Below are 23,874 nucleotides of genomic sequence, written 5' to 3'. Positions count from 1 at the left end.
AAAGTGATTATACTATAATCCCTCTATGATAATCACAATAGAAGATAAACAATTCGACACAGCTAAGATCACACAGCTCTACCCTGCAGCCGTAGTCAAAACAGGATATGAAGATGAGACAACACAAGTGAGTCTTGAATGGTTGGATATTGAGGCAAAAGGCAAGGTTGAAGTCGTAGGGTTTGGCATTTTTGTCAATCTTGGAGAAGAAGAGAAATACTCTTTTATTTTTGATACAAAAGAAGAGATGGATGAAGCTGCCGGGCGTATCGCTGCACAGCTACAGCCATCATAGTTTATGCATTTTCTTTAAAATTCAAAGATGCAGAATTGATACAGTATCGCTTGTAGGTAGGTGCCGGACCATCAGGGAAGACATGCCCTAAATGACAACCGCATGCACCACAGCGTACTTCTACACGAACCATACCATGACTGGTATCTTCGATCTCTTCTATATCGTCTTCGTTGATGGGTTGAAAGTAGCTTGGCCAGCCTGTACCTGAATCAAATTTTGTCTCTGAAGAAAAGAGTGGTGTACCACAACATTTACAGCTGTAGATCCCCTCTTTTTTTGAGTCCCAGAATTCATTTTGAAACGGTGCTTCGGTACCGTGGTTCAAGCATACATTATATTCTAGCGGAGTTAACTCTTTTTCTAATTTTTCTTTATCTAATGTTATTCTATAAGCCATAATCATCCTTTGGTTCTTTTTCATCATGATAGCAGTTTTTCTTTGGATTTAAGTTAGATTATCTTATCATTCGATAACTATATTGGAGAAGCTATGACAACATTTCAACTATTACTTCTTATTATCGCAGGAGGAGTATTTTATCTTTTTTTTAAACAACTTTTTTCAGGAAATCACCCTAAAAGAGGGGTGGATTTCGAAGCGAAAGTAGCAGATGAACAAATAGGTGGTATCAACCGTCCCGACAAAACATTTTCTACACCTGAAGTACAGCCTACACGTATGGAACAACTGTTACAAATGACAGATGAAGCAGTGGCAAAAGAAGATTTTGAAGAAGCAAAAAAAGCATTAGGTTCGGCACTGATCATCGATGAGAATAATACTGAAGTGCTTCAGAGAATGGGTTACGTCTATATGCAGACAGGTGAATATGAAGAAGCCAAAGAGAGTTATGAAAAGCTTTTGACCCTAGATGATACGGATGATATGGCACATGTATCACTTGCGAATGTGCTCCATAAACTTGGAGATGAAGAGGGTGCGGAAAAACACCATGAACGTGCGATTGCTTTGGATCCTGAGTATCCACCGCACCACTTTAACTATGCAAATACTTTATATGATCTTGGACGTAAACAAGAAGCACTGGTAGGTTATACAAAGGCATACAAATTGGATAATACATTGGATGAAGCGAAAAAAATGATAAAAGAATTGGAGAGTAATAATGGGTAGTGCATGTTTTGTAACGCAAGAAGCAACAGAAGAGATACTTTTACGAGTAACGAATGTATGTGCGGAGTGTTATGATGATATACACGAAGGAGATACGATCCATTATGACATGCAAAATTACCGATACTTGTGTAAAGAGTGTCAAGAGAGACTTTGTGCACAGATGAATGAGCACTGTGAAGTAGTCGAGGATGATACGCCGAGCCTTTTTTGTTAAGGTTTTTATAGCCTTATCTTAGTTGATTGAAATAGAATCAAATTACTTTATGATATCTTTATTCCTTTTCTTTTTTGTTGATGCAACAAAAGAGAAAACGAACCCAAAAGAAAAAAATGGAAACTCCTGGCGGTGTAAAATAAATTTTCTTATTAGTTTTATTTTATAGGCTAACGCTCTCCCGATACTTTCTTAATTATCACTTATGTATTTAACTGCGTTAAGATAACTTAGACTGCTTAATTCTACCCCTTTATAGGCTATATCAAATGCGGTGCCGTGGTCTACGGAAGTTCTAAGTATCGGCAGATTCAGTGAGACATTGATCCCTTCATCAAAATACAAGGCTTTGAGAGGGGCCAGGCCTTGGTCATGGTACATAGCAATGTAGTGTGTATAGTTCGCACGTACTCTTGGTGTAAATGCGACATCCGGTACAAGTGGAGCGCTGAATATTTCAGTGCCTAATTCTTTGTGCGCATTCTCTATGGCTTTTTCTATGATACGCTCTTCTGTACCCAATACGCCATCATCTCCTGCATGAGGATTTAACCCTAGAACACCTACCTCTGTACTAGGTTTGGCTGTCCGGTAAAAGTCTATAAGAAATCTTGTTAATGCTTTTTCGTTGATACTCCCGGCTACCTCTTTCAGTGGTATGTGTTCGGTAAAAAGAGCGACATACATCTTAGGTGAACCCAACATCATAATGGCCTCTGCATCGAAAAAATCTCTCAAGGCATCGGTATGACCTTTATAGGCTACGCCTGCTAGTTCCCATGCTTTTTTATGGATGGGCAGGGTAGTGATGGCATCAATTTCTTTGTTACGTGCAAGTTCAACAGCCCTGACAAAGGAAGCATAGGCATAGGCACCGCTCTCTTTACTGACAACTCCTGGCTCTATCTCAAAGTGCTCTGCAATATCTTCCATGGTTTGAAAATCAGCAGGTATGGGCAGGTTCAACTTTTTGGCTGCCTGTTCCAGCATGTTTCTGTCTATGCAGTAGACAACTTCTACCTCTTTAGAGATAGTGGTATGATTCTCAAGAGCCAGCTGTATACCTATACCATTGAGATCACCGACAGATATGGCTACTTTTTTTCTTGACATGTTATCTTATCAACATAGATTTCATATCTATGATGGCTTGTTCTAACCCAGTATAAACAGAACGGGCAATGATACTTTGTCCGATGTTCAGCTCTTCTATCGTTTCGATCTCTGCGATCTCTTTGACATTTTGCATATTAAGACCATGTCCCGCTGCCACACGTAATCCCAACTCCATCGCATCACAAGAGAGAAGACGTAGGTTGCAGAGTTCATCTTTGAGCATCTTTTTGAGCACTTTTCGTGGGAGTTCTAGTTCAGGGATAGTGTGGTGAGTTTTGGAGAGGTTTGTGTATAGCATCGCATAGATGTTGGCATATTTTCCCGTATGAAACTCTATCCACTCTACACCCAGGTCAAGTGATGTATTGACCGCATCCAGGGTAGGGTCAATGAAAAGCGATACCTCTATCTCTTCTTTTTTCAGTCTTTGGATAGCTTCTTTGAGTTTGGGTTGTTCTCCTGTGACTGCAAGACCACCTTCCGTAGTAACTTCTTCACGCTTTTCAGGCACGAGTGTGACACGATGGGGTTTAAGGTCACAAGCGATATCTATCATTTCAGGAGAGATGGCACACTCTAGATTGACAGGCAGTGCAGAAAGCTCTATGATATTTTTGGCATCCATATCCTGCATATGTCGCCGGTCTTCACGAAGATGGATGGTGATCTGGTCTGCACCTGCACGTTTACAGATGCTCAGTGCATCAAGTGGATCAGGGTCCGCTACTTTTCTTGCTTCTCTCAATACTGCAATATGGTCTATGTTTACGCCCAATAACATGGTTTGATTTCCTTGAATAATATGAATTTGATTATAGCAAAAGTTTTTAAGATAGGATTTGTATAATCACCCTAATTACACGCTTGGAGTAAAAATGTCAGAAAAGAAGCCATTACCTGTGAACGAATATAGACACATAAAACATAATATCGGTAACGGTAAGCCCACCATTTTAGCATTTGGGATGTCACACTGTTATAGCTGTTTAGCGATGTCCAAAGTATTTGCTGAAGTATTGGAAGTGCATCCGGAGTTTCAGATCTATTCCATAGATGGTCAAAAAGAACGTTTGGTAAGTCGAGATATCTATAAACTTAAAGAGATGCCTACGCAGATATTTTTTGACGCATCGGGGAAAGAAGTGTTTCGTCATACCGGAGCCTATAAGAAAGTTGTGTTGGAGATCATTTTGAAGAAATATGGATTTGATTACTAAAAATACAGTACATGTATCTATTTGGTTAAAAATTAATCAAGTTATAAAAAATATAAGTATTCCTTTGGGATAAAATATTTCTGAGGAAAGAATTAAAATCACTATAGAACTTAGATACGACCTGTGTCATGTCATATAGTGATACTATAGACAAGGAATACTGCATGACAAATAAGGACACATATCTTCATCATCTTCATCAAGCAAGAGTAGAACATACCAGGTGGGTAGGCATGGTAAAATTATTATCTGCCGGACTGTTGGACACTAATAAACAAGACATAGAATTGAATATCTCTGACATTGATTTTGGAAAGTGGCTTGAGCAGGAGGCTATGCTCTTTAGAGACAGCAGCTGTGTGGATACTCTATATGAAATTGAAGCATTATGGAAAAGTATACATAACCATTTTATGCAGATATATGACGTATGTGTCTCCAAGAATAAAAGTAGTATATTTGGCAGAAAAAAACCATTAAGCGATGGTGCCATCAAAATATCTGCTGTACATTACCAGGAGATCATTACTTTGAGTGATAAAATGAAGCAAAAACTCAGACTACTTGAAAAACAGCTCAATGCAAAAGGTGAGGATGAATTTGAAACATTTGGCAATTATTTGGTTGCCCAAGAGTATGAAATGAACCTAAAAATTGTTGAAAAAACGAAAAAAGAAAAGTCTAAAACTTCTGTAAGTGGTGCAAGAGGAGCCTATGTCACTGAATAGAATGTATTCAAATTCATAGAATATAAAACCATCCGTAACTAAATTTACGTTAAAATTGCAACAATATTAATTAAAGGCTTATCGCATGGCAAAAAGAAAAATTAAAAAAGCAGTATTGGCGTATTCTGGTGGACTTGATACAAGTATTATTTTAAAATGGCTTCAAGATGAGTATGAGTGTGAAGTGGTTACTTTCACGGCTGATCTTGGTCAGGGTGAAGAGGTGGAACCTGCACGTCAGAAAGCATTGGATATGGGTATCAAACCTGAGAACATTTTTATCTTGGATCTTAGAGAAGAGTTTGTAAAAGATTTTGTCTTCCCTATGTTCAGAGCCAATGCCATCTACGAGGGTGAGTACCTGTTAGGTACCTCTATCGCACGTCCGCTTATCTCTAAAAAACAGATAGAGATCGCACAACAGACCGGTGCAGATGCAGTGAGTCATGGTGCAACGGGTAAAGGTAATGACCAGGTACGTTTTGAACTTGGTTATCTAGGTCTTAATCCTGATATCGCAGTGATCGCACCGTGGAGAGAGTGGGATCTAAATTCACGTGAGAAGCTTCTTGCTTATGCAAAGGAACATGGTATTGAGATCTCTAAAAAACATATGGATGAGAATGGTAACCCTAAAGCAAGTCCATACTCTATGGATGCAAACTTGCTTCATATCTCGTATGAAGGGCTTCATCTTGAAAATCCTGCAGCTGAACCAGAAGATGATATGTGGCTATGGACAAACTCTCCTGAAGAAGCTCCCGATGAGGCAGAGTATATCACCATCACGTATAAAAAAGGTGACCCGATAGCGATCAACGGTGAAGCAATGAGCCCTGCGACACTCCTTAAGACACTGAATGATTATGGAAATAAACATGGTATCGGACGTATCGATATCGTAGAGAACCGTTATGTAGGAATGAAAGCACGTGGATGTTATGAGACTCCGGGCGGTACGATCATGCTCAAAGCACACAGAGCGATCGAATCTATCACACTGGATAGAGAAGAAGCACATCTTAAAGATGAGCTTATGCCAAAGTATGCAAAACTGATCTATAACGGATACTGGTGGTCACCAGAGCGTAAGATGATGCAAGCAGCGATCGATGCAACACAAGAGACTGTAAACGGTGAAGTCAAACTTAAACTTTACAAAGGGAATGTGATCGTAGTGGGTAGAAGTTCAGATGAATCACTCTATTCAGAAGCACACTCAACATTTGAAGAGGATGAGGTATATAACCAGGCGGATGCAGAAGGCTTTATCCGTCTGAATGCATTGAGATTCATCATTGAGGGTAAAAAACAGCCTGAACGTATCGCTTCTCTCATAAAAAATAATGAAGAGTAAATCAAACTACTCTAGCAACATCTCCATCTCCTTCAAGACTTTTGAAGGGGTGAACTTCAACAACTTCTCTTTAGAAAAGAGATAGGGTATAAACTCCAATAAAATATAGAGCATTCCCATCAGCGGATAAAAAGCAATATATTCCATCTTGAATGTTTTAAAATCATAACGGGATACAAACCACGCTTTGGCACTTTCACTTCCATTATAGAACAAAAGTAGTTCCATCGCGAAGATAGAACCCCACAGAAAATAAGTGACAGCCGTGATAAGCAAAGCTCCCAATACCCCGTATATTGCGATCACTGCAGCAAGAAAGAGACTCAAAAAAAGTGCGAAAGAGTGAAATCCCAACGTTGCAAAGATCACTACCACGGCAAAGATGAAAAGTAGGCTTCCGAAAAGTATAAAAAGTTCTAGATAGTTTTTTTGTTCTGCGAATGAAGGACTGAAGTAGGCAGCTAGCAGAGTGATTGCAAAGATTGTGATCACGGTAAGTGCAAGAGAACGGTATTCACTCACGAAAGGCTCCTTTCTATATGGTCACTCTTGGGATATCTAGCCTAAGAGTGAGAGAAGATCATTATGCTATTTCATACAGTTTGATCAGACTTTGAACATCTGCTTTTCGTCCAAGCCACTCCTCGTAGAGCTCAGACATCTCAATCGCACCACCGCTTGCAAGTATATACTCTTTATACCCTTTAGCACGCTCTTTGTTAAATCCTGATTCATTATCCAAGCAAGAGAAAAACGCATCTGCACTGAGTACTTCAGCCCATTTGTAGCTGTAGTACCCTGCAGCATACCCACCTGCAAAAATATGTGCAAATCCATGTTGGAATTTGTTGTAACTCGGTGGCGTGAGTAAAGAAGTCTTTTCTCTAATACCATCGAGCAATCTCTGGACTTCCTCACCTTGGTAAAGGTCTTGATGGAGTACAAAATCAAACAAAGAGAACTCTACCTGGCGCAAGATGCCAAGGGCTGCCTGGAAGTTTTTGGTCTCTTTTATTTTTGCCATCAGCTCATTTGAGATAGGCTCTCCTGTTTCATAATGAAAACCAAAACGTTTTAAGATAGCCGCCTCATAAGCAAAGTTCTCCAAAAACTGTGACGGAAACTCTACCACATCCCATGCCACACCGTTAATGCCTGAGACTGAACGCTCTTTACATTTTCCAAAGAGGTGGTGGATCGCATGTCCCATCTCATGAAAGAGTGTTACCACATCATCATGTCTAAGTAAAGAAGGTGTCGTTTGTGTTGTTGGCGAGAAGTTACATACGATGAAGGCAGAAGGAAGGTGTAATTTCCCTTTAGCGTCCACATAGTGTGTCTCCCAGTCATTCATCCATGCCCCTCCGCGTTTCTCTTTACGTGCTTCAAGGTCAAAATAGATGCGTCCGGAGAGTTTCCCCTCTTCGAAGATGTCAAAAGGTTTGACACATGCGTGCCAAGTCGGTACCTCTGCAGGTTCAAAAGTTACACCAAACAGTTCTGAGACAATGTATAGGAGTCCCTCTAAAACCTTCTCTTGTTTGAAGTAGGGTTTGGTCATCGTATCATCAAAGTCAAACTTTTCTTTTTTCAGTTTTTCTGAATAGTAGCCTACATCATAACCTGCCAAGTCTTCTATACCATCTATTCTAAGTGCAAATGCCTTCAGTTCAGCCAGTTCGTTTTTGGCTTGAGGCAAGGCAGCATCTGCCAGTTCATTCAAGAATGTGATGACATCATCTTCATGACTCGCATCACGTGTCTCCAGTGCATACTCTGCATAAGAGCTAAAGCCAAGAAGCTCTGACTTTTCATGTTTGAGTGCGAGGATCTGGTCTATGACCTCTGCGTTTTCAGGTGCTCTGGTTGCATAGGCTTTGGAGAGTTCTTTTCTATACTCACGGTTCGGGCCGTAAGTCATGTAGGCCATATAACTAGGAATTTGAAGTGTGAATTTGTACACGCTCTTTCCATCGATCTTCTCTTGTGCTGCATCGATGTCAGACTGAGGCATACCTTCCACATCTTTTTCATCTTCGATGATGAGTTCATAGGCATTTGTGGCATCAAGAAGATTCTGTGAAAACTGGTTAGAGAGTTCAGAGAGTTTGAGGCTGATCTCTTCCATACGTTTCTTCTTATCTTCCGGGAGATTGACCCCAGAGAGTACAAAGCCTCTGACTTCATGTTCCAGTACTTTTTTCGCTTCTTTGGAATCTGCTTTGATAGCCTCTATCTTTTTAAACAGGGCTTCATTCTGTGCCATTTCTGAACTGAACTTGGAGAGCAGAGGGATAGACGCTTCATAGGCTTTTTGTGTCTCTTCCGAGTTCATTACCGAGTTAAGATGAGAAAGCGGGGTGAAGAAAAGCCCTAATTCTTCATCTAGGTCTTGCAGGGGTTTAAGGACTTTTTCATAGCTTGTCTCTGCATTTGAAGTGATGTCGTCAATGATCCCTCTTTGCTCGTTTAAAAGGGTGTCTAACTCTTTGGGAAATTGTTCTAAATTGTTTATTTTGAATTCTTGAAACATAAATGATTGATCCGTTGTTTTATTTTTTTTGATTGTAACATATTTTATAAAAGGAGATATTAATTCTTAGGTGATAGTCTTAAATTGGTTTACTTTACTCTTTTGAATGGTTTGAACAGGAGTAAAAGTTTAGGTAACAGTACCAGATCTGATATCAGAGCAGCTACCATCACCAACATCGTGAGTAAACCAAAATAGATGGTAGGGATCAAATTTGAGAGTATTAGGATGGAAAAACCTATTACGATCACCAGGGTAGTGAAGTACATAGCATTTCCAATACTGTTGTTAGTTCTATGCATACTCAAGTAGTAATGGTTGTCTTTTTCAAATTCTACTTGAAATCGGTGGATATAGTGTATCGTGTCATCTATCCCTATACCCATGGCTATGGCGGCAATGGTGATAGTCATAATATCCAACGGAATATGTAGCCATCCCATGAATCCAAAGACCATACCTATGGGAACGATATTGACGATCAAAGCAATTAATGTGAGCTTGAATGATCTAAAGAGGAGCAGGAACATAATAAACACAATGAACAGAACAAGACCGACCATTGTGATCTGTGAATGGAACAAGGACTGGAGCATATTGTTGTAGAGTACCATGAGGTTTGAGAGCCGTACGGTTGCAACATCAGGATCGATGCTTTGGCTTAGTTCATTTTGTATTTTTTTCAGTAATGCATCTCTGCGCAGAGTTTCATTAGAGTCTACAACACGTGTAAAGAATCTTAATTGATCATGTTCAATGTTCACATAGGGAGTCAGGATGATATCTCTATATTTTTGAGGCAGTTTTTGGTAGATAATAGCAAGGTCTACACTGTCCAACTGTTTATTATCATTGAGTATCTTTCCAGTATCAAGCAGGGTGGCAAAGGATTGTACTTCTCCAATTTGAGGAAGTTGTGTTAAATACCCATGGACTTTCTTGATAAGCTTGATCTTTTCATCTGTAAACCAGTATTGGTCCTGATCCTCTACTGCACTGAATTCATCCTCGAATGAGTCCAGGAACGCTTCACTATTTTCTTCTGTGGCAGTATCGTGTGGAAATGTACTGTTATCCTCAGACAAGGTAAGGATAACATCTAAAGGTGTTGTCCCTCCTAACTCCTGGTCAATGATCTTCATCCCTTGGTAGATAGCTGTATCTTTTTTAAAGTAGCTGATAAAACTGTTCTCTACGATAAGCTGAGAGGCACCGGTAATACTAAAAATAATAGTAAATAATGTGATGAGGTAGATCGATTTTTTATCATGCAACACAATTTTAGCGGTCAGAGAAGGTATAAAAGAGAGGGATCTCTTTTGATCTCGAGGAGGTGTTTTCTTCAGCAGCATCAGTACAGTAGGAAAGACAATAAATGCAATGATAAGGGACATACTGATCCCTGCACTCATCATCCAACCCAAGTTGATCACAGGGTAAATGTGCGAATAGAGCAATGAAGAGAACCCTGCTATCGTAGTAAGTATGGCAAAGAAGGTGGGTGTTGCTTTGGTAAGCATGGTGTATAGGATCAATCTTTTGGAGGATGCACGCGGATAGAGTGCTAAAAGTTCCTCATATCTTACAATAAGATGTAAAACGATCGAAATGGTGATGATCAGTTGTAAGGCAATAAAATTTGAAGAGATGACAGTGATCTCCCAATTAAAAAAGCCTAAGCTACTGGTGATGGTAATGACGGACAGTGTACAGATAAGAATAGGAAGTATTATCCATCTTGGTTGCCTAAATACAAAACCTAAAACGAGGATAATAAGGAGGATCAAGGTACTTCCGTAAATGAGTAGATCATTTTTGACAAATCCAACAATATCGTTGGAGATCATTTGTGCCCCGCCTAGAAAAAACAACGCATTATTCTGGTATTTGGTTATAAGTGCACGAATCTCTTTAATGTTGTTCTCATCAAATATACGTTGCTTGTCCCTGTGTTCTTTAAAGGCGATTCTTACATCATGAAGCGCTTGTTTTTCCTCTTTTGTCAAAGAGTTGACTGCTTGTTTGTCACGTAAACGGTTTCGTTCTTCCAATAGTGCAAAATATTCCGGGTCTTGATGTAAATGGATGATGATGGAAGATATCGTGAAATCTTTGTTGACAAGGAAGTCTTTATAGAGAGGACTGGTTAAAAACTCTTGTTTAACCTGGGATAGATTGACATCAGCACTTTTTAGTGTTCTTGTCTCACTGATGAGGTCATCTATCTCTCTTATAGGTGAAAAAAACAGAGGTACATTGATCAGTGAATCTACAGACTTAACACCAGGCAGTTTTTCCAGGTCAGTACTCAGGTGTGTCAACGTTTCCAGACTTTGTTCTGAAAGTAGACCCTGTTTTGGTTTATAGGCAAGTATAAGTACATCATCGGTTTTGAATCGTTTTGCTATTGTTCTGGAAAACTCCAGGTCTTTGTCATCATGAAGAAGCAGTGTTTCTGCGGAAGCATCAATCTCCAGTTTTGTAATATTCATACTAAAAATGAATATGCTGCTGATGAGTAAGATCAAAATAGATAATGGATATTTTAATATCACTTTCTGATATAGTTTATGCAGCATAGGTCATCTTTGTATTATGAGAAGTTTTTTATAGAGGATCACTTAAAGTGATTCTATAAGCTCTTGGACTGTTTTTGTTTGTAGAAATTCAGAAAACTGTTTTCTATAGGTTTGCAGGATACTTACACCGACCAGATTGACATCATAGATATACCAATGGTTAGTGTTCCTTTTCTTATAAAACATATAAATAACTTTATAAGTGTCGTCACGTCCTATAATGAGAGTCTCTAATGTACTCCTGGTGGGCTTGACTTTTTGTACCTCTTTGAGGATCACTTTTTCATTGTTATAGAGTCTTAATTTATCGAGATAGGAAAGTTTCAGTTTTTTTTCAAAACGTTTTGAAAAGAGTGTTTTTTCACTTTTTGTAAGAGATCTCCATCTCTTTCCCAGACTGATCTGTGCCATGATATCGTAGTCAAAGACATCATCGATCACAGCAATACACTTTTGTTCTTTTTGGTGTTGGGATAATGTGTTGTCTTTTAGTATGGTCAGGACCTTATTTACTTTAGTATCCATTACGTGTTTGATATCTTTCTCTTCTATAGCATAGAGTGATACGACAGATAGAAGCAATATCAGCATCAGTTTTTTTACCATATGTTTCTCCTGTCTTTAGTTACTCAGCGATGTCAGAATCACGCTTCTGTTCATACGTGTCCCGTAAAAATTGATAGAATTGTATCGCATCTTCTTTAAGACTTTCATACTCTCCCAGGTGTAGAGAGGTTTTATTGATCATTTCTCCTGAGAGAATAGCGATCGAGTGGTCCGGGTGGTCTGGTATTTTATACTCTTCGAGGCCTTCTGTGTAGACAAGAGGTGAGGCATAAGCATCTGCGGTAAGCCCAACCACATCTCTTATATTGGACGGTCCGATGAACGGTAAGACAATATGAAAACCAGAACCTACCCCGTAGTGGCCTAAAGTTTGTCCAAAATCTTCCTTATGCGCAGGAATATGCATATATTCTTTTGCAGGATCCATCAATCCTCCCAAACCTATGGTCGAGTTGACCAGAAATCTTTGGAGTTCATCGGAACTATTTTTAAATTTCAGTTGGAGAAGGTTATTGGCAAAGCGGACAGGAAACTGTATGTTATCAAAAGCATTAGAGATACCTATACGAAAAGGTTCAGGCAGGACAGCTGCATAACCCTCTGAAACAGGGTTTAAAAGATAGGTGATAAAGAGATCATTAAATGATGTCATTGCACTGTTGTACCCGCTGAATGGATCACTGACACTCTTTGTCTCCTCAAATGAAAATTCTTCTTCAAACTCTTCTATTTGCGTTTCTGGTTCTTGGTCGTCAGTGATGCTTTCAGAGAACTTTTCTGACGAGGTGATTTGCGTATCAACTTGTGGAGAATTTAAATGTGCAGCGGCGTCATTGGTAGCACATCCCTGAAATATAAAAAGTGTAATAGCAAAGAAGAAGTATAAAAGTTTCATTACAAATCCCTGTTTATCTTTCATAAACTATAGTTCGTATAGTGTCACTTTATGTGAAACCCCGGTCTCTCTTTAACCGATGTCTAGTAAAAGTTTGTTAAAATTATAACACTATATAGCACAATAAGGAATAAATGAATGAAAGTACTATTGATAAAAGATGTGAAAACACTTGGAAAAGCAGGTGAAATAAAAGAAGTGAAAGATGGCTATGGACAAAACTTCCTTATAGGCAAGGGGTTGGCAAAGTTGGCTACACCTGAGGTTGTAGAAAACTGGAAAGCCGAACAAGAAGAGATGGCAAAAAAACTTAAAGAGGAATTGGCCAGACTTGAAGCTGAAAAAGTAACACTTGAAGCAGCAACCATTAAAATTGAAAAACCATTGGCCCCAGTGGGTATCAAAGGTTCAGTAGGAAATGCCGATATATCAAATGCTATAGAAGCACAATTGAATATAGCACTTGACAAAAAAAATATTAATCTTAAAAAAGCACTCAAATCAACAGGCACACATGAAGTAGACGCAAAACTGGGACATGCGATACATGCGACACTCAAAGTAGAAGTGGTAGGTGTCTAGTCATGTTTGACGCAACTACGATACTGGGGTATAAAAGTAATGGTAAAGCAGTCATAGGCGGTGATGGTCAAGTGACCTTTGGTGATACGGTACTCAAAGGTAATGCTACAAAGATACGTACACTGCATGAAGGAAAAGTATTGGCGGGCTTTGCAGGAAGTACAGCAGATGCATTTAACCTTTTTGATATGTTCGAAGGTATATTGGCCGAAAAAAGAGGTGATCTTTTCAAGTCTGTCATTGGTTTTTCCAAAATGTGGAGAAAAGACAAACATCTGCGTCAGCTTGAAGCGATGATGATCGTACTGAACCAGGAACATATCTTTATACTTTCGGGTACTGGTGATGTGGTAGAACCTGAAGACGGAAAAATAGCAGCGATAGGATCTGGCGGTAACTATGCCATCTCTGCAGCGCGCGCCTTGGACAAACACACAGACCTTGATCCAAGAACACTGGTACAAGAGTCACTTGAAGTCGCAGGTGAACTTTGTATCTATACAAATAAGAATATTAAAATATTAGAACTGTAAGGAAGTGTAGTGGATAATTTAACACCTAAAGAGATAGTCACTTACCTGGATAAATATGTCATAGGACAAAATGAAGCAAAAAAGACGATCGCAGTAGCCCTGAGAAACCGTTACAGACGCATGCAGCTCACTCCAGAGATGCAGCAGGATGTCACGCCTAAAAATATATTGATGATAGGTAGTACAGGGGTTGGTAAAACAGAGATCGCCAGACGTTTGGCAAAAATGATGAACCTGCCATTCATCAAAGTAGAAGCCAGTAAATATACTGAAGTAGGATTTGTTGGACGTGATGTCGAGTCGATGATACGTGATCTGGCTGCAACCTCTATGACTCTGGTACGTGAGAGTGAAAATGAAAAAAACAAAGAGAAGATAGAAAACTATATAGAAAACAAGATCATAGAAAAACTTCTTCCACCCCTTCCAGCTGGTGCAAGTGAACAGAAGAAAGCAGAGTATGATGCCTCTTTTGCACGTATGCAGGAGAAGTATACCAAAGGTGAACTAGATCATCTAAAAATAAAAGTAGAAGTACCGAACAATCCTACTATGCCAGAAGAGGGACTTCCTCCGCAGATGATACAGGTACAGGAGTCTATTGTAAAGGTCCTAGGCGGTATGGGTAAGAAAGGTCCTGAGAAAGAGGTCACTGTGAAAGATGCCAAAAAGATATTGGCATCTGAGGCAAGTGAAAAACTTCTTGATGAAGAAGAACTTAAATCTCTGGCACTTGAAAAGGTAGAGAAGGGCGGTATTGTATTTTTAGATGAGATAGATAAAATCGCTGTAGCCTCCAACTCACAAAGCAGGCAAGACCCTAGTAAAGAGGGGGTACAAAGAGATCTCCTTCCAATTGTGGAAGGTTCCGCTGTCAATACGAAGTTGGGTATGGTCAATACAGACCATATTCTTTTCATCGCTGCAGGTGCATTTCATGTGAGTAAACCCAGTGATCTTATGCCAGAACTTCAGGGACGATTCCCTCTTCGCGTTGAGCTTAACAGCCTGGATGAAGAGACTCTGTATCGTATCCTGACTGAACCAAAAAATGCACTGATTAAACAGTATGAGGCATTGATGAAGGTCGAAGATGTGGAATTGGTCTTTGATGAGGAAGCATTGAGAGCCATTGCACACTATTCACTGCTTGCCAATGAAAAGACTGAAGATATAGGTGCCAGACGTCTACATACAGTAATGGAGAAAATCCTGGAAGAGATCAGTTTCTCTGCGGATGAACACAAAGGTGAAAGTATTCATGTGGATAAAGCATTGGTAGAAGAGAAGATAAGCAAAGTGGTTGAAGATGAAGATGCAACCCGTTATATATTATAAATAAGTATTAGAATAAAACACCAATGATAATATTGGCACTAGTTTTATTAAATCACTATACTAGGATGATTTTAGAAGTAGATGCAAGTCACGAGTCACTTAAAAGGAAAATGAAATGTTTGAGCATGAGAAAGAGGAAATAGATACAAAAGCTGGCTTTGTTGCAGTAGTGGGAAGACCCAATGCAGGAAAAAGTACATTACTTAATCATATAGTAGGCGAAAAGCTTGCCATGGTTTCAAAAAAAGCGCAGGCAACACGTAAACGTATGAATATCATTGTTATGCACGATGATGCACAGATTATTTTTGTGGATACTCCGGGGATTCATGAAAAAGAGAGACTATTGAATCAATTCATGTTGGATGAAGCACTCAAAGCGATGGGAGACAGTGATCTTATCATTTTCCTTGCACCTGTCACAGACAAGCTAACAGAGTATGAAAAGTTTTTAAAACTTACTCAAGCCAAAGGTGTCAAGCACATTGTTGTGCTTACCAAGATCGATCATGTCAAGCAAGGTGATATATTGGCCAAGTTGAGTGAATATCAGAAATATCAAGACTGTTTCGAAGCGATCATTCCTTTTTCTGTCAATAAAAAAGTAGGTAAAAAACAGCTGCTTGATGAGATATGTAAGCATCTACCGATCTCTCCTTTCCTTTATGACCCTGAGATCCTTACAACAGAACATATACGGAATATCTATAAAGAATTGATCCGTGAGTCTATTTTTGAGAATCTCAGTGATGAAATTCCTTATGAGAGCGATGTCACCATTGAAAAGATCGACGAGAGTGATACGATCGATAAAGTCTATGCAACGATCGTTGTTGAAAAAGAGACACAAAAGGGTATGATCGTAGGTCAAAAAGGTGCAGGGATCAAACGTGTAGGAAAACTTGCACGTGAACAGATGGAACTTTTTTCAGGTAAAAAAATATTTTTGGACCTCCATGTAGCGGTTAAAAAAGGGTGGAGTAAAAATAAAGATGGCTTAGAAGAGTTTGGCTATATTATTTAAAACTTCTATGTATTAGAGAAAGAATCATTTTTATAAACCGTATAAATAGCCTATCTAGGGGCACTTCTGGTTAAATTAAAGACCAATGATTAAAAAAAGTTATATTTTTAGAAAGTTTTACATTTTGTAAGATTGTTTTAATATTATAACATATATAATTGGTCAACAAGGAAGGAAGTTTAAAATGTTTTTGAAAAAAAAATCGTCAGAATCGACTGTAAAAAATGTTGTTACGGTTAATGCATATACAGGTAAAAGTTATGCATTTAAAAATGATGTCTTTAAACCTTTAGATAAGCTCACCTACAATACTTCAAACTTTATTACCTCGTATGTGAATAATAAAGATATTATTACTACAAAAGTAAATATAAGTAGAAATATCCCAGAAGAAGATATTGTAGATATCATCGATATCAAAGCGTATGAAGAGTTAGGCTTAGATCAGGCTAATACATATACGATCTCTTCAGTTGAAGTTGAAACTTCAGGAGAAGAGAGGGAATATCATATCTTCGTTGCTGAACCGGAGTCTCTTGATGAACTCTATCTTCCATTAAAAGAAGAAACGAAATATATAGATCTCATAGTCCCTGCACCACTTCTTTATAAACCACTTTATAAAAAAGAGATACTCCAAGACAATAAAGCACACTGTTTTGTTTATTTTACGCAAAATGATGCATTTGTGACAGTGTATGAAAATGGTCAATATCTCTATTCGAAATCCATAGAGTTTTCATTAGAGCAAATTTATGATAAATATTGTGAATCCATCGGTGAAAAGGTTGATGAAAAAGAGTTCTACAGTGTTCTAGAATCAGAAGGTCTTAAAACAACAAATAGTGACTATCAACAAACCTTTATGAAAATTTTTGCTGAAGTCTTTATTACTATTAATGATATTATTATTTATGTAAAGAGAGCATTTGAGTTAGATAGTATAGATCAAATATTTATAGGGAGTGAAAAAGGTCCTATTATTGGGCTAGATGATTATAGTCAGAACTATTTAGGCCTTCACTCATCTGATTTTAATTTTAATTATAATGTATCAAGTGATGAATGGTATACAGATCAATTACAGTATTTGATGCTTTTAAGTTCATTTGATTATATGGAAGACGAGTCTTCTTTAGTCAATTTATCTACGTATCCGCGCGCACCATCTTTTGTGAATAGAGCAAGCGGTCAATTCATTATTTCAACCGCGGCTGCTATTACTCTGAGTTTGGCCTATCCATTGGTCTACCTGGTCGGGTCTTATGTAAATGATGCAAAGATTTATGCATTGACGATTGAAAATAATGAACTTACAGCTGAATCGAATAAGTATAAAAAAATTCTTAGCGAGAAGAAAAGCCAAATCAAGGTTTTAGATGAAAAGATAAAAGTATTATCAGATACATATGATGGAAAATCAAAGATGCTTACCTCTATTTATGATAAAAAAGTAAATTATCGTCTGAAATCCGGTATATACCATACACTAGCTAAAGAGCTTGATCAATTTGAAGTACATGTAAACATGTTAAAAAGTGAGAAGGATACGTTATGGTTGTCCTTACTTAGTTCAGATGATAGAAAATTTACAGAAGTCATTAAATATATGTCTGATACCCATTTTGATGAAATCATTGAAATAGATATCGAACGAATCGAAAAAGACCCAACTAGCAACTACTATAAAGGTCTGTTAAAGGTGGTGTTAAGATGAAATATTTAGAAGATAAACTAGAAGCATTAGATATCTACTTTGCTCCTAAAAAAGAGAGTGAAAAATGGGTAGTGATTTTGGGGTTAGCAGCTGTTATCGCATATCTCGGCTATGAGTTGCTCTTACCTTATACAGAAGACCTTTACAAAAAAAGTGAACGAAGTAAAAAAAGCATACAAAAAAGTATTACAGATAATAATACATATCTTAACTCTATCACAGTGGGTGGTGATCGTGAGTATTATGTGAAAAAATTTGATAATGATATCATTGTCAAAAAGAAAAAGATTGTCGATACAACAAACAAGATCAAGTTCATAGACTCTAATTTAGAAAAATTATCAGATATGTTATTCAATCAAAAAAGTTGGTCTAAATTCTTAAATTCTATTACCAATACAGCAGAAATACACAATGTTGACCTGGAGTATATTACAAATAAGTATGTCAGTGAAAATACAGGTAGTTTTGGTCATGTATTAGAGATAGGTATAGGTAGTAAGGGACCATATAAGAATATTGTTAAGTTTATGAATGAACTTGAGCAAAATGTTTTGGTTACAGATATTTTTGAATCTCATTTGGTTTCTGACAGTAATTCATCAGACACTATAGCAGATATTAATATTTCAGTATGGGGGATAAATCACTAATGAAAAAGATATTTTTATTACTATTACCACTGACAATGCTTTTAAATGCAGATTTATCTGTGAAACAGATACAAGATATGATTCTTAAAATACATGAAAAACGTGAAGGTGTAAACTTAGCGACGTTAGAGAGTACCAAAGACCCATTTGTGCGATTAGAAGAAGAGAATAATGTGACAACAGTTGCACTGCATGATAAAAATGATGCAAAGTTAGTACTACATGCGATTGTAAATGGAAAAGCTTATATTAATGATTCATGGAAAAGTCTTGATGACAGTGTGATGGGGTATACATTAAAATATATAGGTGAAAGAGGTGTGGTGCTTCGAAATGAAAATCACATTAAAAAATTATTTCTTCAAGAGAAAAGAGATAATTTTATAAAGTTGGAAGAAAGGTAATAGAATGAAAAAAGTACAAATATCACGGATTAAGTTTCTTATAGTATTCGCAATGCTCATAGGATTTACGCATAATCTATCAGCTGGAAGTTGTTCTACAAAGTTATTTAGTGTGACTATAGATAGTAAATTATCCATTAGAGATGTGATCGATAATCTTGCAGAAACGTGTGGGTTGAGTGTTATTATCAAGGATGATGCTGCAAAATTGCGTTTGGATAAAAAACTCTACTATGTAAAATTGAAAAATAGTACATTGAAAGGTTTTCTAAATACGATCCTTAAAGATAATGACTTGAATTATACATTAAATGGAAATAAACTGACGATTTCATATTTGATCACACGTACATTTCGTATCCATTATATTTCCGGACAAAGAAAAGGAACAAGTACTGCAAATGTTACTATAGCAAGTTCAAGTGACACTAATAGTAATATGAGTGGTGCTAGTGGTGCTGGTGGTGCTGGTGGTGCAGGTGGTGCAGGTGGTGCAGGTGGTATGAATGGTAATATGAGTGGTACTGGTGGTGATATGTCAAAGACAGGTATCAGCATAGAAACCAATGATGAGTTCCAATTCTGGAAGACGGTGGAAAAAGAGGTACAGCGTATCCTGATTGGTGCTGCAGATGGAAGTACACATTATACAAGATCAAGTAATGATACTTGGACCGGACCAGATGGTAAAGTATGGGAATACAATCCTTTAGCTCCTGTAATTAACCCAGAAGCTGGTATGGTTACAGTTACTGGTACAGATAGACAGATCAATAGAGTATCTCAATATATACATACATTAACAAAGCAAATCAAGTCGCAAGTTTTGATCGATATACGTATTATTAGTGTCGCTTTTGATGACAGTGTAACAACTGGTGTTGACTGGTCACAACTGTATTCATTACAAAATCTTACAGCAAATACATTAATCTCCGCACAAAAAAATATTGCGAAATATGACTTTGATCCTAGTGGATTAACTACAGGTGAAATAGGTCAAAATGATTTAACTGATGCACATCATTTCTCTGTTAGTTCAAATGTTGAAGTGAAGGACGTTGTCAGGTTCTTATCAACGCAAGGAGATGTGAAAAGTGTTTCAAGTCCTCGTGTTATGACATTGAACAATCAACCAGCACTTATTAGTGTGGGTAAGGAACTCTTCTATAAATTAGAAACTCTAGGTGCTTTAGGTGGAAGTGCGACTACAAATCAGAATACTGCTCAAGGACAACAAGTTGATTCTGTATTTGCAGGTATTCTCCTGGATATTACACCGGAGATTGATGACAATGGAATGATCACTCTGAAAATTAATCCATCAGTCTCTGATACAGTTGCTCCTGTCACAAGTCAAGATGGTGCAGAAAGAACGATCCCACCTGATCTTATAAGAAGACAAATTGCTTCTGTGATCAAAGTAAAAGATGGAGAACATGCTATTCTTGGAGGTTTGATATCAAGTCAAACAGGGTTCAAAGACAATCATGTGCCACTGTTGGGTGATATTCCTGGTCTAGGTACTTTATTTAAACGTCAAGAGAAAATTAATAAAGTAGAAGAGTTGGTATTTATTATTACACCACATATCGTTAAAAATTCTAAATCTGTTTCATTAAGAGATTTGGGATATTCAAAGTTAAATGAAAAGTAGATATGAAGCTGCTAAAAATGTATTCGTTGATTCGGTAGATATTGACGATTACATTGATCTAGATTCTTCAGTAACGGCGTTTCAACAATTGCAGCATAGCATGAATAAACCGCTGAAGATGATCTTACTTTTTGGAAAGCCTGGTACGGGGAAAAGTATTTTACTCACTCGTGTCCAGGAAAAACTAAAACACCAAAAAGAGATACACTATTTTGATACACCTGCAATTAATGAAAAAGAGTTTTTTTATAAACTCTTCAAAGTTTTAACGAAAAAAGATCTACCAAGCAACACTGAAGTCAATTTTGCTTCTTTGGTTGATTTTTGTAAAAAACTTAGAGGCAAAAGAGAGATCATTATACTGCTTGACGAAGCGCAAATGTATGGTCCAGAGATGATGGAGAAAATACGTCTTCTTTCAGATAGTCGTGCTGTCAAATTTGTGGTTTCATTACATAAAACTGATGATGAAGACCTCATTGCAAAAGAACATTTCCAATCTCGTATATGGGAAGTGATCGAACTTAAAAATGCTACAAAAGAGGATCAAACTGCATATATACACAAAAAACTTTTAAAAAAGAATCTTTTTGAAATAGCAAATAGTATTAAAGCAAAGAATATAAAACGTATTCATAAATATACAAAAGGTAATTATAGAGAGTGTAATAAACTGTTATTCACTATTTTTGAAATTTGTGAATATTATGATAAAAATGAACCCTCTAAAGTGAACTATGCAAAGATATCTGACAGAATCATCGAAATGGCAGCACTAAAGTTAGGATATATTCATGTATGAGATCAAACAATTAGAAGATGAATGGAAACGTTATAGAAAGAAAAAGTTAAGACCTTGGTATATAGGCACTGTTATTTTTATTGTTTTAACATTTACTAGTATCTTTTTCCAAACAGATCACACAATTAATTTTAGTGCATTAAAAACCTATTTTGAGATCTCTAAAGTCAACCACTCTTCTGAAAAACAAGAAGAGTCTAAAGATAGTGCAACATTTGATAAGATGAATACTAAAGAGACTGTACTACTTAATGATCCTTTAGAGAAGCTAGAAGTAAAAGACAATATGATTGAGATGGCCGATAGAGTGGTGAAAGAACATGACAAACTTTTGGTTGATATACCTATACTCGATGACACAAATGAACCTTCTATTGAAGAAGAAATGGCAGTAAGGAAGAACATACATCTAGAGATCATTGATTCGACAAGTGTTTCAGGATATAAAGATGTAGAAAAGCGTTTTTTTGAATCACATGATATTGATGATGCTTTATTTTTAGCGAAAAGTTATTATAAAAATGGAAATTATGAAAAAGCAGAATATTGGGCACTAGAGACCAATAAACTTGATGAAAGTAAGGAAGAAAGTTTACTTATTTTTGTTAAATCAAAAGTGAAATTGGGTCATAAAAATGAAGCCTTGTCTATACTAAATGCTTATTTAAAACAATCAGACTCCAAAGAGGCAAAAAAATTATTATATCGGATTCAAAATGATAAATTGTAAAACTAAATTGAGTATTATGGTATACTTTATGAGTAGTGTAGGGAGCGGTAAATGGTAAAACTCATTGAAATCATGCTGAAAGAAAATCTTATCACGAAAGAAGCAATTTCTACATTGGTAAAAAGCAGACCTCCTAAAAAGATTTCTTTTGCGAACCTTTTAGCTGAAGAAATGACAGATCTTCATACAGTAGAGATCTTTCTGGCTAAGAAGATAAGACAAGGTGTGATTACGCTATCACATCTTGAGAAGATAGAGGGAATAAACATTGTTCCTATTATAGAAGAGGTAGCAAAAACACTACATGTAGAATATGTGGATCTGGATGATGTCGAAATTGATATGAAACTCTTCTCAAAAATTTCATACAGTCAACTACTCAAATATAATATTATTCCTATAGAAGAGAGTGATCTAAATGTTCTTATTGTCTTTGATGATCCTCTTGATATGGCAGCCCAAGATGCCATACAAAGACTTTTTCCGAAGAAACCTATACGTATTGCTATTGCTAAACCATCACAGATCCACCAGCATTTACAGCGTTTGGAAATCAATGAGAGTATTAAAGGTTTGGTCGCCGATATTCGTAAAGACCTGGCACAAGAGGGAAAAGCTGATGAAAAAGCGGATGAATCACCTGCTGTACTTAAATTGATCGATGTAATATTGAAATCGGCTATATTTGCAGGTACCAGTGATATTCATATTGAAGCGATGGAAAAAAACTGTATTGTTAGATTTCGTGTAGACGGTATATTACGTCAAAGTTTCACCTTTGATAAAGATATTTTCAATCCGTTGGCTTCAAGAATGAAACTGCTTTCAAACTTAGATATTGCAGAAAAAAGAAAACCTCAGGATGGGAGGTTCTCTACAACCGTATCCAAAAAAGATTTTGACTTTAGGGTTTCGACGCTACCTACAATATTTGGAGAGTCTATTGTTCTTCGTATTTTGGATAAATCTAAAGCGATGATCAAGCTTGAAGAAGCAGGTATGAGTAAATTTTGTTATGACAGGTTTTCTGAATCAATCAAGGTACCTTATGGTATCGTTCTTGTTACTGGGCCTACTGGATCTGGTAAAACGACAACGCTTTATGGTGCACTCAATGCGATCAAAGATGTAAAAGATAAGATCATTACAGTGGAAGACCCGGTGGAATACCAGATGGGTGGTTTACAGCAAGTACATGTGAATCCGAATGTCGGATTGAGTTTTGCAGATGCATTGAGATCTATACTCAGACAGGATCCAGACAAAATTATGATCGGGGAGATCAGGGATAAAGAGACATTGCGAATTGCTATTCAAGCAGCGCTTACGGGTCACTTGGTTCTTTCTACACTGCATACGAATGATGCGATCTCTGCAGTGACCAGAATTTTGGATATGGGTATTGAAGAGTATCTGGTCAGTGGTGCATTAGTTGCGATACAAGCACAAAGACTTGTCCGAAAAATATGTGTTCATTGTAAAAAAGAGACGGTGCTTGATGTGACACTCCGAAAATCAGTGGAAGAGTATCTTCCTGAAAACCCTACATTCTATGTGGGTGAAGGGTGTAAAGAGTGTGGACATAGCGGATATGCGGGAAGGGAGATGATATCTGAAGTATTAACTGTCAGTGAAACGATGTCACGTATGATTGCAAACAATGCATCCAAAGAAGAACTGACCCAGCAAGCAGAAGAAGAAGGGTTCATTACGATGTTTGAAGATGGTGTCCACAAAGCATTGGAAGGTAAAACGACCATTGCAGAAATTTATAGAGTAGCGAGGTTATAAG

General features: G+C 37.3%; 25 protein-coding genes. 17 read left to right on the top strand and 8 right to left on the bottom strand.

Annotated features, from left to right (window positions below):
* The first annotated feature begins 25 nt into the window (after positions 1-25).
* Complete coding sequence (locus PF327_RS00650; protein ID WP_008243818.1) at positions 26-295, top strand: hypothetical protein; 270 nt, start codon at positions 26-28, stop codon at positions 293-295.
* A gap of 1 nt (position 296) precedes the next feature.
* Here PF327_RS00650 and msrB read toward each other — a convergent pair whose 3' ends face one another.
* Positions 297-695, bottom strand: coding sequence for a peptide-methionine (R)-S-oxide reductase MsrB (msrB, locus tag PF327_RS00645; protein WP_289400930.1), 399 nt, complete (start codon positions 693-695; stop codon positions 297-299).
* Between the two features lie 93 nt (positions 696-788).
* Between msrB and PF327_RS00640 the strand changes: the two genes are divergently transcribed.
* Positions 789-1,433 carry a tetratricopeptide repeat protein gene (locus PF327_RS00640; RefSeq protein WP_289400928.1) on the top strand — a complete coding sequence of 215 codons (645 nt, stop codon included), beginning with the start codon at positions 789-791 and terminating at the stop codon, positions 1,431-1,433.
* Positions 1,426-1,650, top strand: a complete 225-nt coding sequence (locus PF327_RS00635) for a hypothetical protein (protein WP_008243813.1) — start codon at positions 1,426-1,428, stop codon at positions 1,648-1,650. Before PF327_RS00640 ends, PF327_RS00635 begins: the two co-directional genes overlap by 8 nt.
* 192 nt (positions 1,651-1,842) lie before the next feature.
* Here PF327_RS00635 and pdxA read toward each other — a convergent pair whose 3' ends face one another.
* Both pdxA and PF327_RS00625 read right to left on the bottom strand, forming a co-directional pair.
* Complete coding sequence (gene pdxA, locus PF327_RS00630) at positions 1,843-2,763, bottom strand: 4-hydroxythreonine-4-phosphate dehydrogenase (protein ID WP_289400922.1); 921 nt, start codon at positions 2,761-2,763, stop codon at positions 1,843-1,845.
* 1 nt (position 2,764) lies between these two features.
* A complete protein-coding gene (locus PF327_RS00625; protein ID WP_289400920.1) occupies positions 2,765-3,547 on the bottom strand; it encodes a pyridoxine 5'-phosphate synthase in 783 nt (260 codons plus the stop codon).
* Positions 3,548-3,641: 94 nt separating this feature from the next.
* Here PF327_RS00625 and PF327_RS00620 point away from each other — a divergent pair, with 94 nt between their 5' ends.
* The 3 genes from PF327_RS00620 to PF327_RS00610 all read left to right on the top strand — a co-directional run bounded on the left by PF327_RS00620 (position 3,642) and on the right by PF327_RS00610 (position 6,068).
* Positions 3,642-3,983 (top strand): thioredoxin family protein, encoded by a 342-nt coding sequence (locus PF327_RS00620; RefSeq protein ID WP_289400918.1) that lies wholly within the window; start codon positions 3,642-3,644, stop codon positions 3,981-3,983.
* Between the two features lie 164 nt (positions 3,984-4,147).
* The gene (locus PF327_RS00615; protein WP_289400916.1) at positions 4,148-4,711 is read left to right on the top strand and encodes a hypothetical protein; all 564 of its coding nucleotides are present in this window, start codon (positions 4,148-4,150) and stop codon (positions 4,709-4,711) included.
* 85 nt (positions 4,712-4,796) lie between these two features.
* Entirely contained in the window at positions 4,797-6,068 is a 1,272-nt protein-coding gene (locus PF327_RS00610) for an argininosuccinate synthase (RefSeq protein WP_289400914.1), read from the top strand.
* Positions 6,069-6,074: 6 nt separating this feature from the next.
* On the opposite strand, the gene PF327_RS00605 is transcribed toward PF327_RS00610, so the two are convergent.
* The 5 genes from PF327_RS00605 to PF327_RS00585 form a co-directional block, all read right to left on the bottom strand.
* Positions 6,075-6,590 carry a hypothetical protein gene (locus PF327_RS00605; RefSeq protein WP_289400913.1) on the bottom strand — a complete coding sequence of 172 codons (516 nt, stop codon included), beginning with the start codon at positions 6,588-6,590 and terminating at the stop codon, positions 6,075-6,077.
* Between the two features lie 61 nt (positions 6,591-6,651).
* Positions 6,652-8,601 (bottom strand): M3 family metallopeptidase, encoded by a 1,950-nt coding sequence (locus PF327_RS00600; protein WP_289400911.1) that lies wholly within the window; start codon positions 8,599-8,601, stop codon positions 6,652-6,654.
* Positions 8,602-8,690: 89 nt separating this feature from the next.
* On the bottom strand, positions 8,691-11,180 hold the full coding sequence (locus tag PF327_RS00595; RefSeq protein WP_289400909.1) for an efflux RND transporter permease subunit: 2,490 nt from the start codon (positions 11,178-11,180) through the stop codon (positions 8,691-8,693).
* A 42-nt stretch (positions 11,181-11,222) separates the two neighbouring features.
* Positions 11,223-11,786, bottom strand: coding sequence for a Tgt2/MlaC family protein (locus PF327_RS00590; protein WP_289400908.1), 564 nt, complete (start codon positions 11,784-11,786; stop codon positions 11,223-11,225).
* Between the two features lie 19 nt (positions 11,787-11,805).
* Entirely contained in the window at positions 11,806-12,642 is an 837-nt protein-coding gene (locus PF327_RS00585) for an MlaA family lipoprotein (protein ID WP_289400906.1), read from the bottom strand.
* A 138-nt stretch (positions 12,643-12,780) separates the two neighbouring features.
* On the opposite strand from PF327_RS00585, the gene rplI reads away from it, so the two are divergent.
* From rplI to PF327_RS00530, 11 genes are all read left to right on the top strand, one after another.
* Complete coding sequence (rplI, locus tag PF327_RS00580; protein WP_008243788.1) at positions 12,781-13,224, top strand: 50S ribosomal protein L9; 444 nt, start codon at positions 12,781-12,783, stop codon at positions 13,222-13,224.
* 2 nt (positions 13,225-13,226) lie between these two features.
* Positions 13,227-13,757, top strand: a complete 531-nt coding sequence (gene hslV, locus PF327_RS00575) for an ATP-dependent protease subunit HslV (protein ID WP_008243785.1) — start codon at positions 13,227-13,229, stop codon at positions 13,755-13,757.
* Positions 13,758-13,766: 9 nt separating this feature from the next.
* Positions 13,767-15,095 carry an ATP-dependent protease ATPase subunit HslU gene (gene hslU, locus PF327_RS00570; protein ID WP_289400901.1) on the top strand — a complete coding sequence of 443 codons (1,329 nt, stop codon included), beginning with the start codon at positions 13,767-13,769 and terminating at the stop codon, positions 15,093-15,095.
* Positions 15,096-15,210: 115 nt separating this feature from the next.
* Positions 15,211-16,119 (top strand): GTPase Era, encoded by a 909-nt coding sequence (era, locus tag PF327_RS00565; RefSeq protein WP_289400900.1) that lies wholly within the window; start codon positions 15,211-15,213, stop codon positions 16,117-16,119.
* Positions 16,120-16,303: 184 nt separating this feature from the next.
* Entirely contained in the window at positions 16,304-17,836 is a 1,533-nt protein-coding gene (locus PF327_RS00560; RefSeq protein ID WP_289400899.1) for a hypothetical protein, read from the top strand.
* The gene (locus PF327_RS00555; protein ID WP_289400898.1) at positions 17,833-18,489 is read left to right on the top strand and encodes a hypothetical protein; all 657 of its coding nucleotides are present in this window, start codon (positions 17,833-17,835) and stop codon (positions 18,487-18,489) included. Before PF327_RS00560 ends, PF327_RS00555 begins: the two co-directional genes overlap by 4 nt.
* The gene (locus PF327_RS00550; RefSeq protein WP_289400896.1) at positions 18,489-18,893 is read left to right on the top strand and encodes a hypothetical protein; all 405 of its coding nucleotides are present in this window, start codon (positions 18,489-18,491) and stop codon (positions 18,891-18,893) included. Before PF327_RS00555 ends, PF327_RS00550 begins: the two co-directional genes overlap by 1 nt.
* A 4-nt stretch (positions 18,894-18,897) precedes the next feature.
* A complete protein-coding gene (gene mshL / locus PF327_RS00545; RefSeq protein WP_289400894.1) occupies positions 18,898-20,550 on the top strand; it encodes a pilus (MSHA type) biogenesis protein MshL in 1,653 nt (550 codons plus the stop codon).
* Positions 20,540-21,352, top strand: a complete 813-nt coding sequence (locus PF327_RS00540; RefSeq protein ID WP_289400892.1) for an ATP-binding protein — start codon at positions 20,540-20,542, stop codon at positions 21,350-21,352. Before mshL ends, PF327_RS00540 begins: the two co-directional genes overlap by 11 nt.
* The gene (locus tag PF327_RS00535) at positions 21,345-22,082 is read left to right on the top strand and encodes a CDC27 family protein (protein WP_289400891.1); all 738 of its coding nucleotides are present in this window, start codon (positions 21,345-21,347) and stop codon (positions 22,080-22,082) included. The genes PF327_RS00540 and PF327_RS00535 overlap by 8 nt, the downstream gene beginning before the upstream one ends.
* A gap of 51 nt (positions 22,083-22,133) precedes the next feature.
* Positions 22,134-23,873 carry a GspE/PulE family protein gene (locus tag PF327_RS00530; RefSeq protein WP_289400888.1) on the top strand — a complete coding sequence of 580 codons (1,740 nt, stop codon included), beginning with the start codon at positions 22,134-22,136 and terminating at the stop codon, positions 23,871-23,873.
* The last annotated feature ends 1 nt before the right edge of the window (position 23,874 follow it).

The organism is Sulfurovum xiamenensis, from assembly GCF_030347995.1.
GTDB lineage: Bacteria > Campylobacterota > Campylobacteria > Campylobacterales > Sulfurovaceae > Sulfurovum > Sulfurovum xiamenensis.
This window is presented reverse-complemented; position numbering and strand designations above follow the sequence as displayed.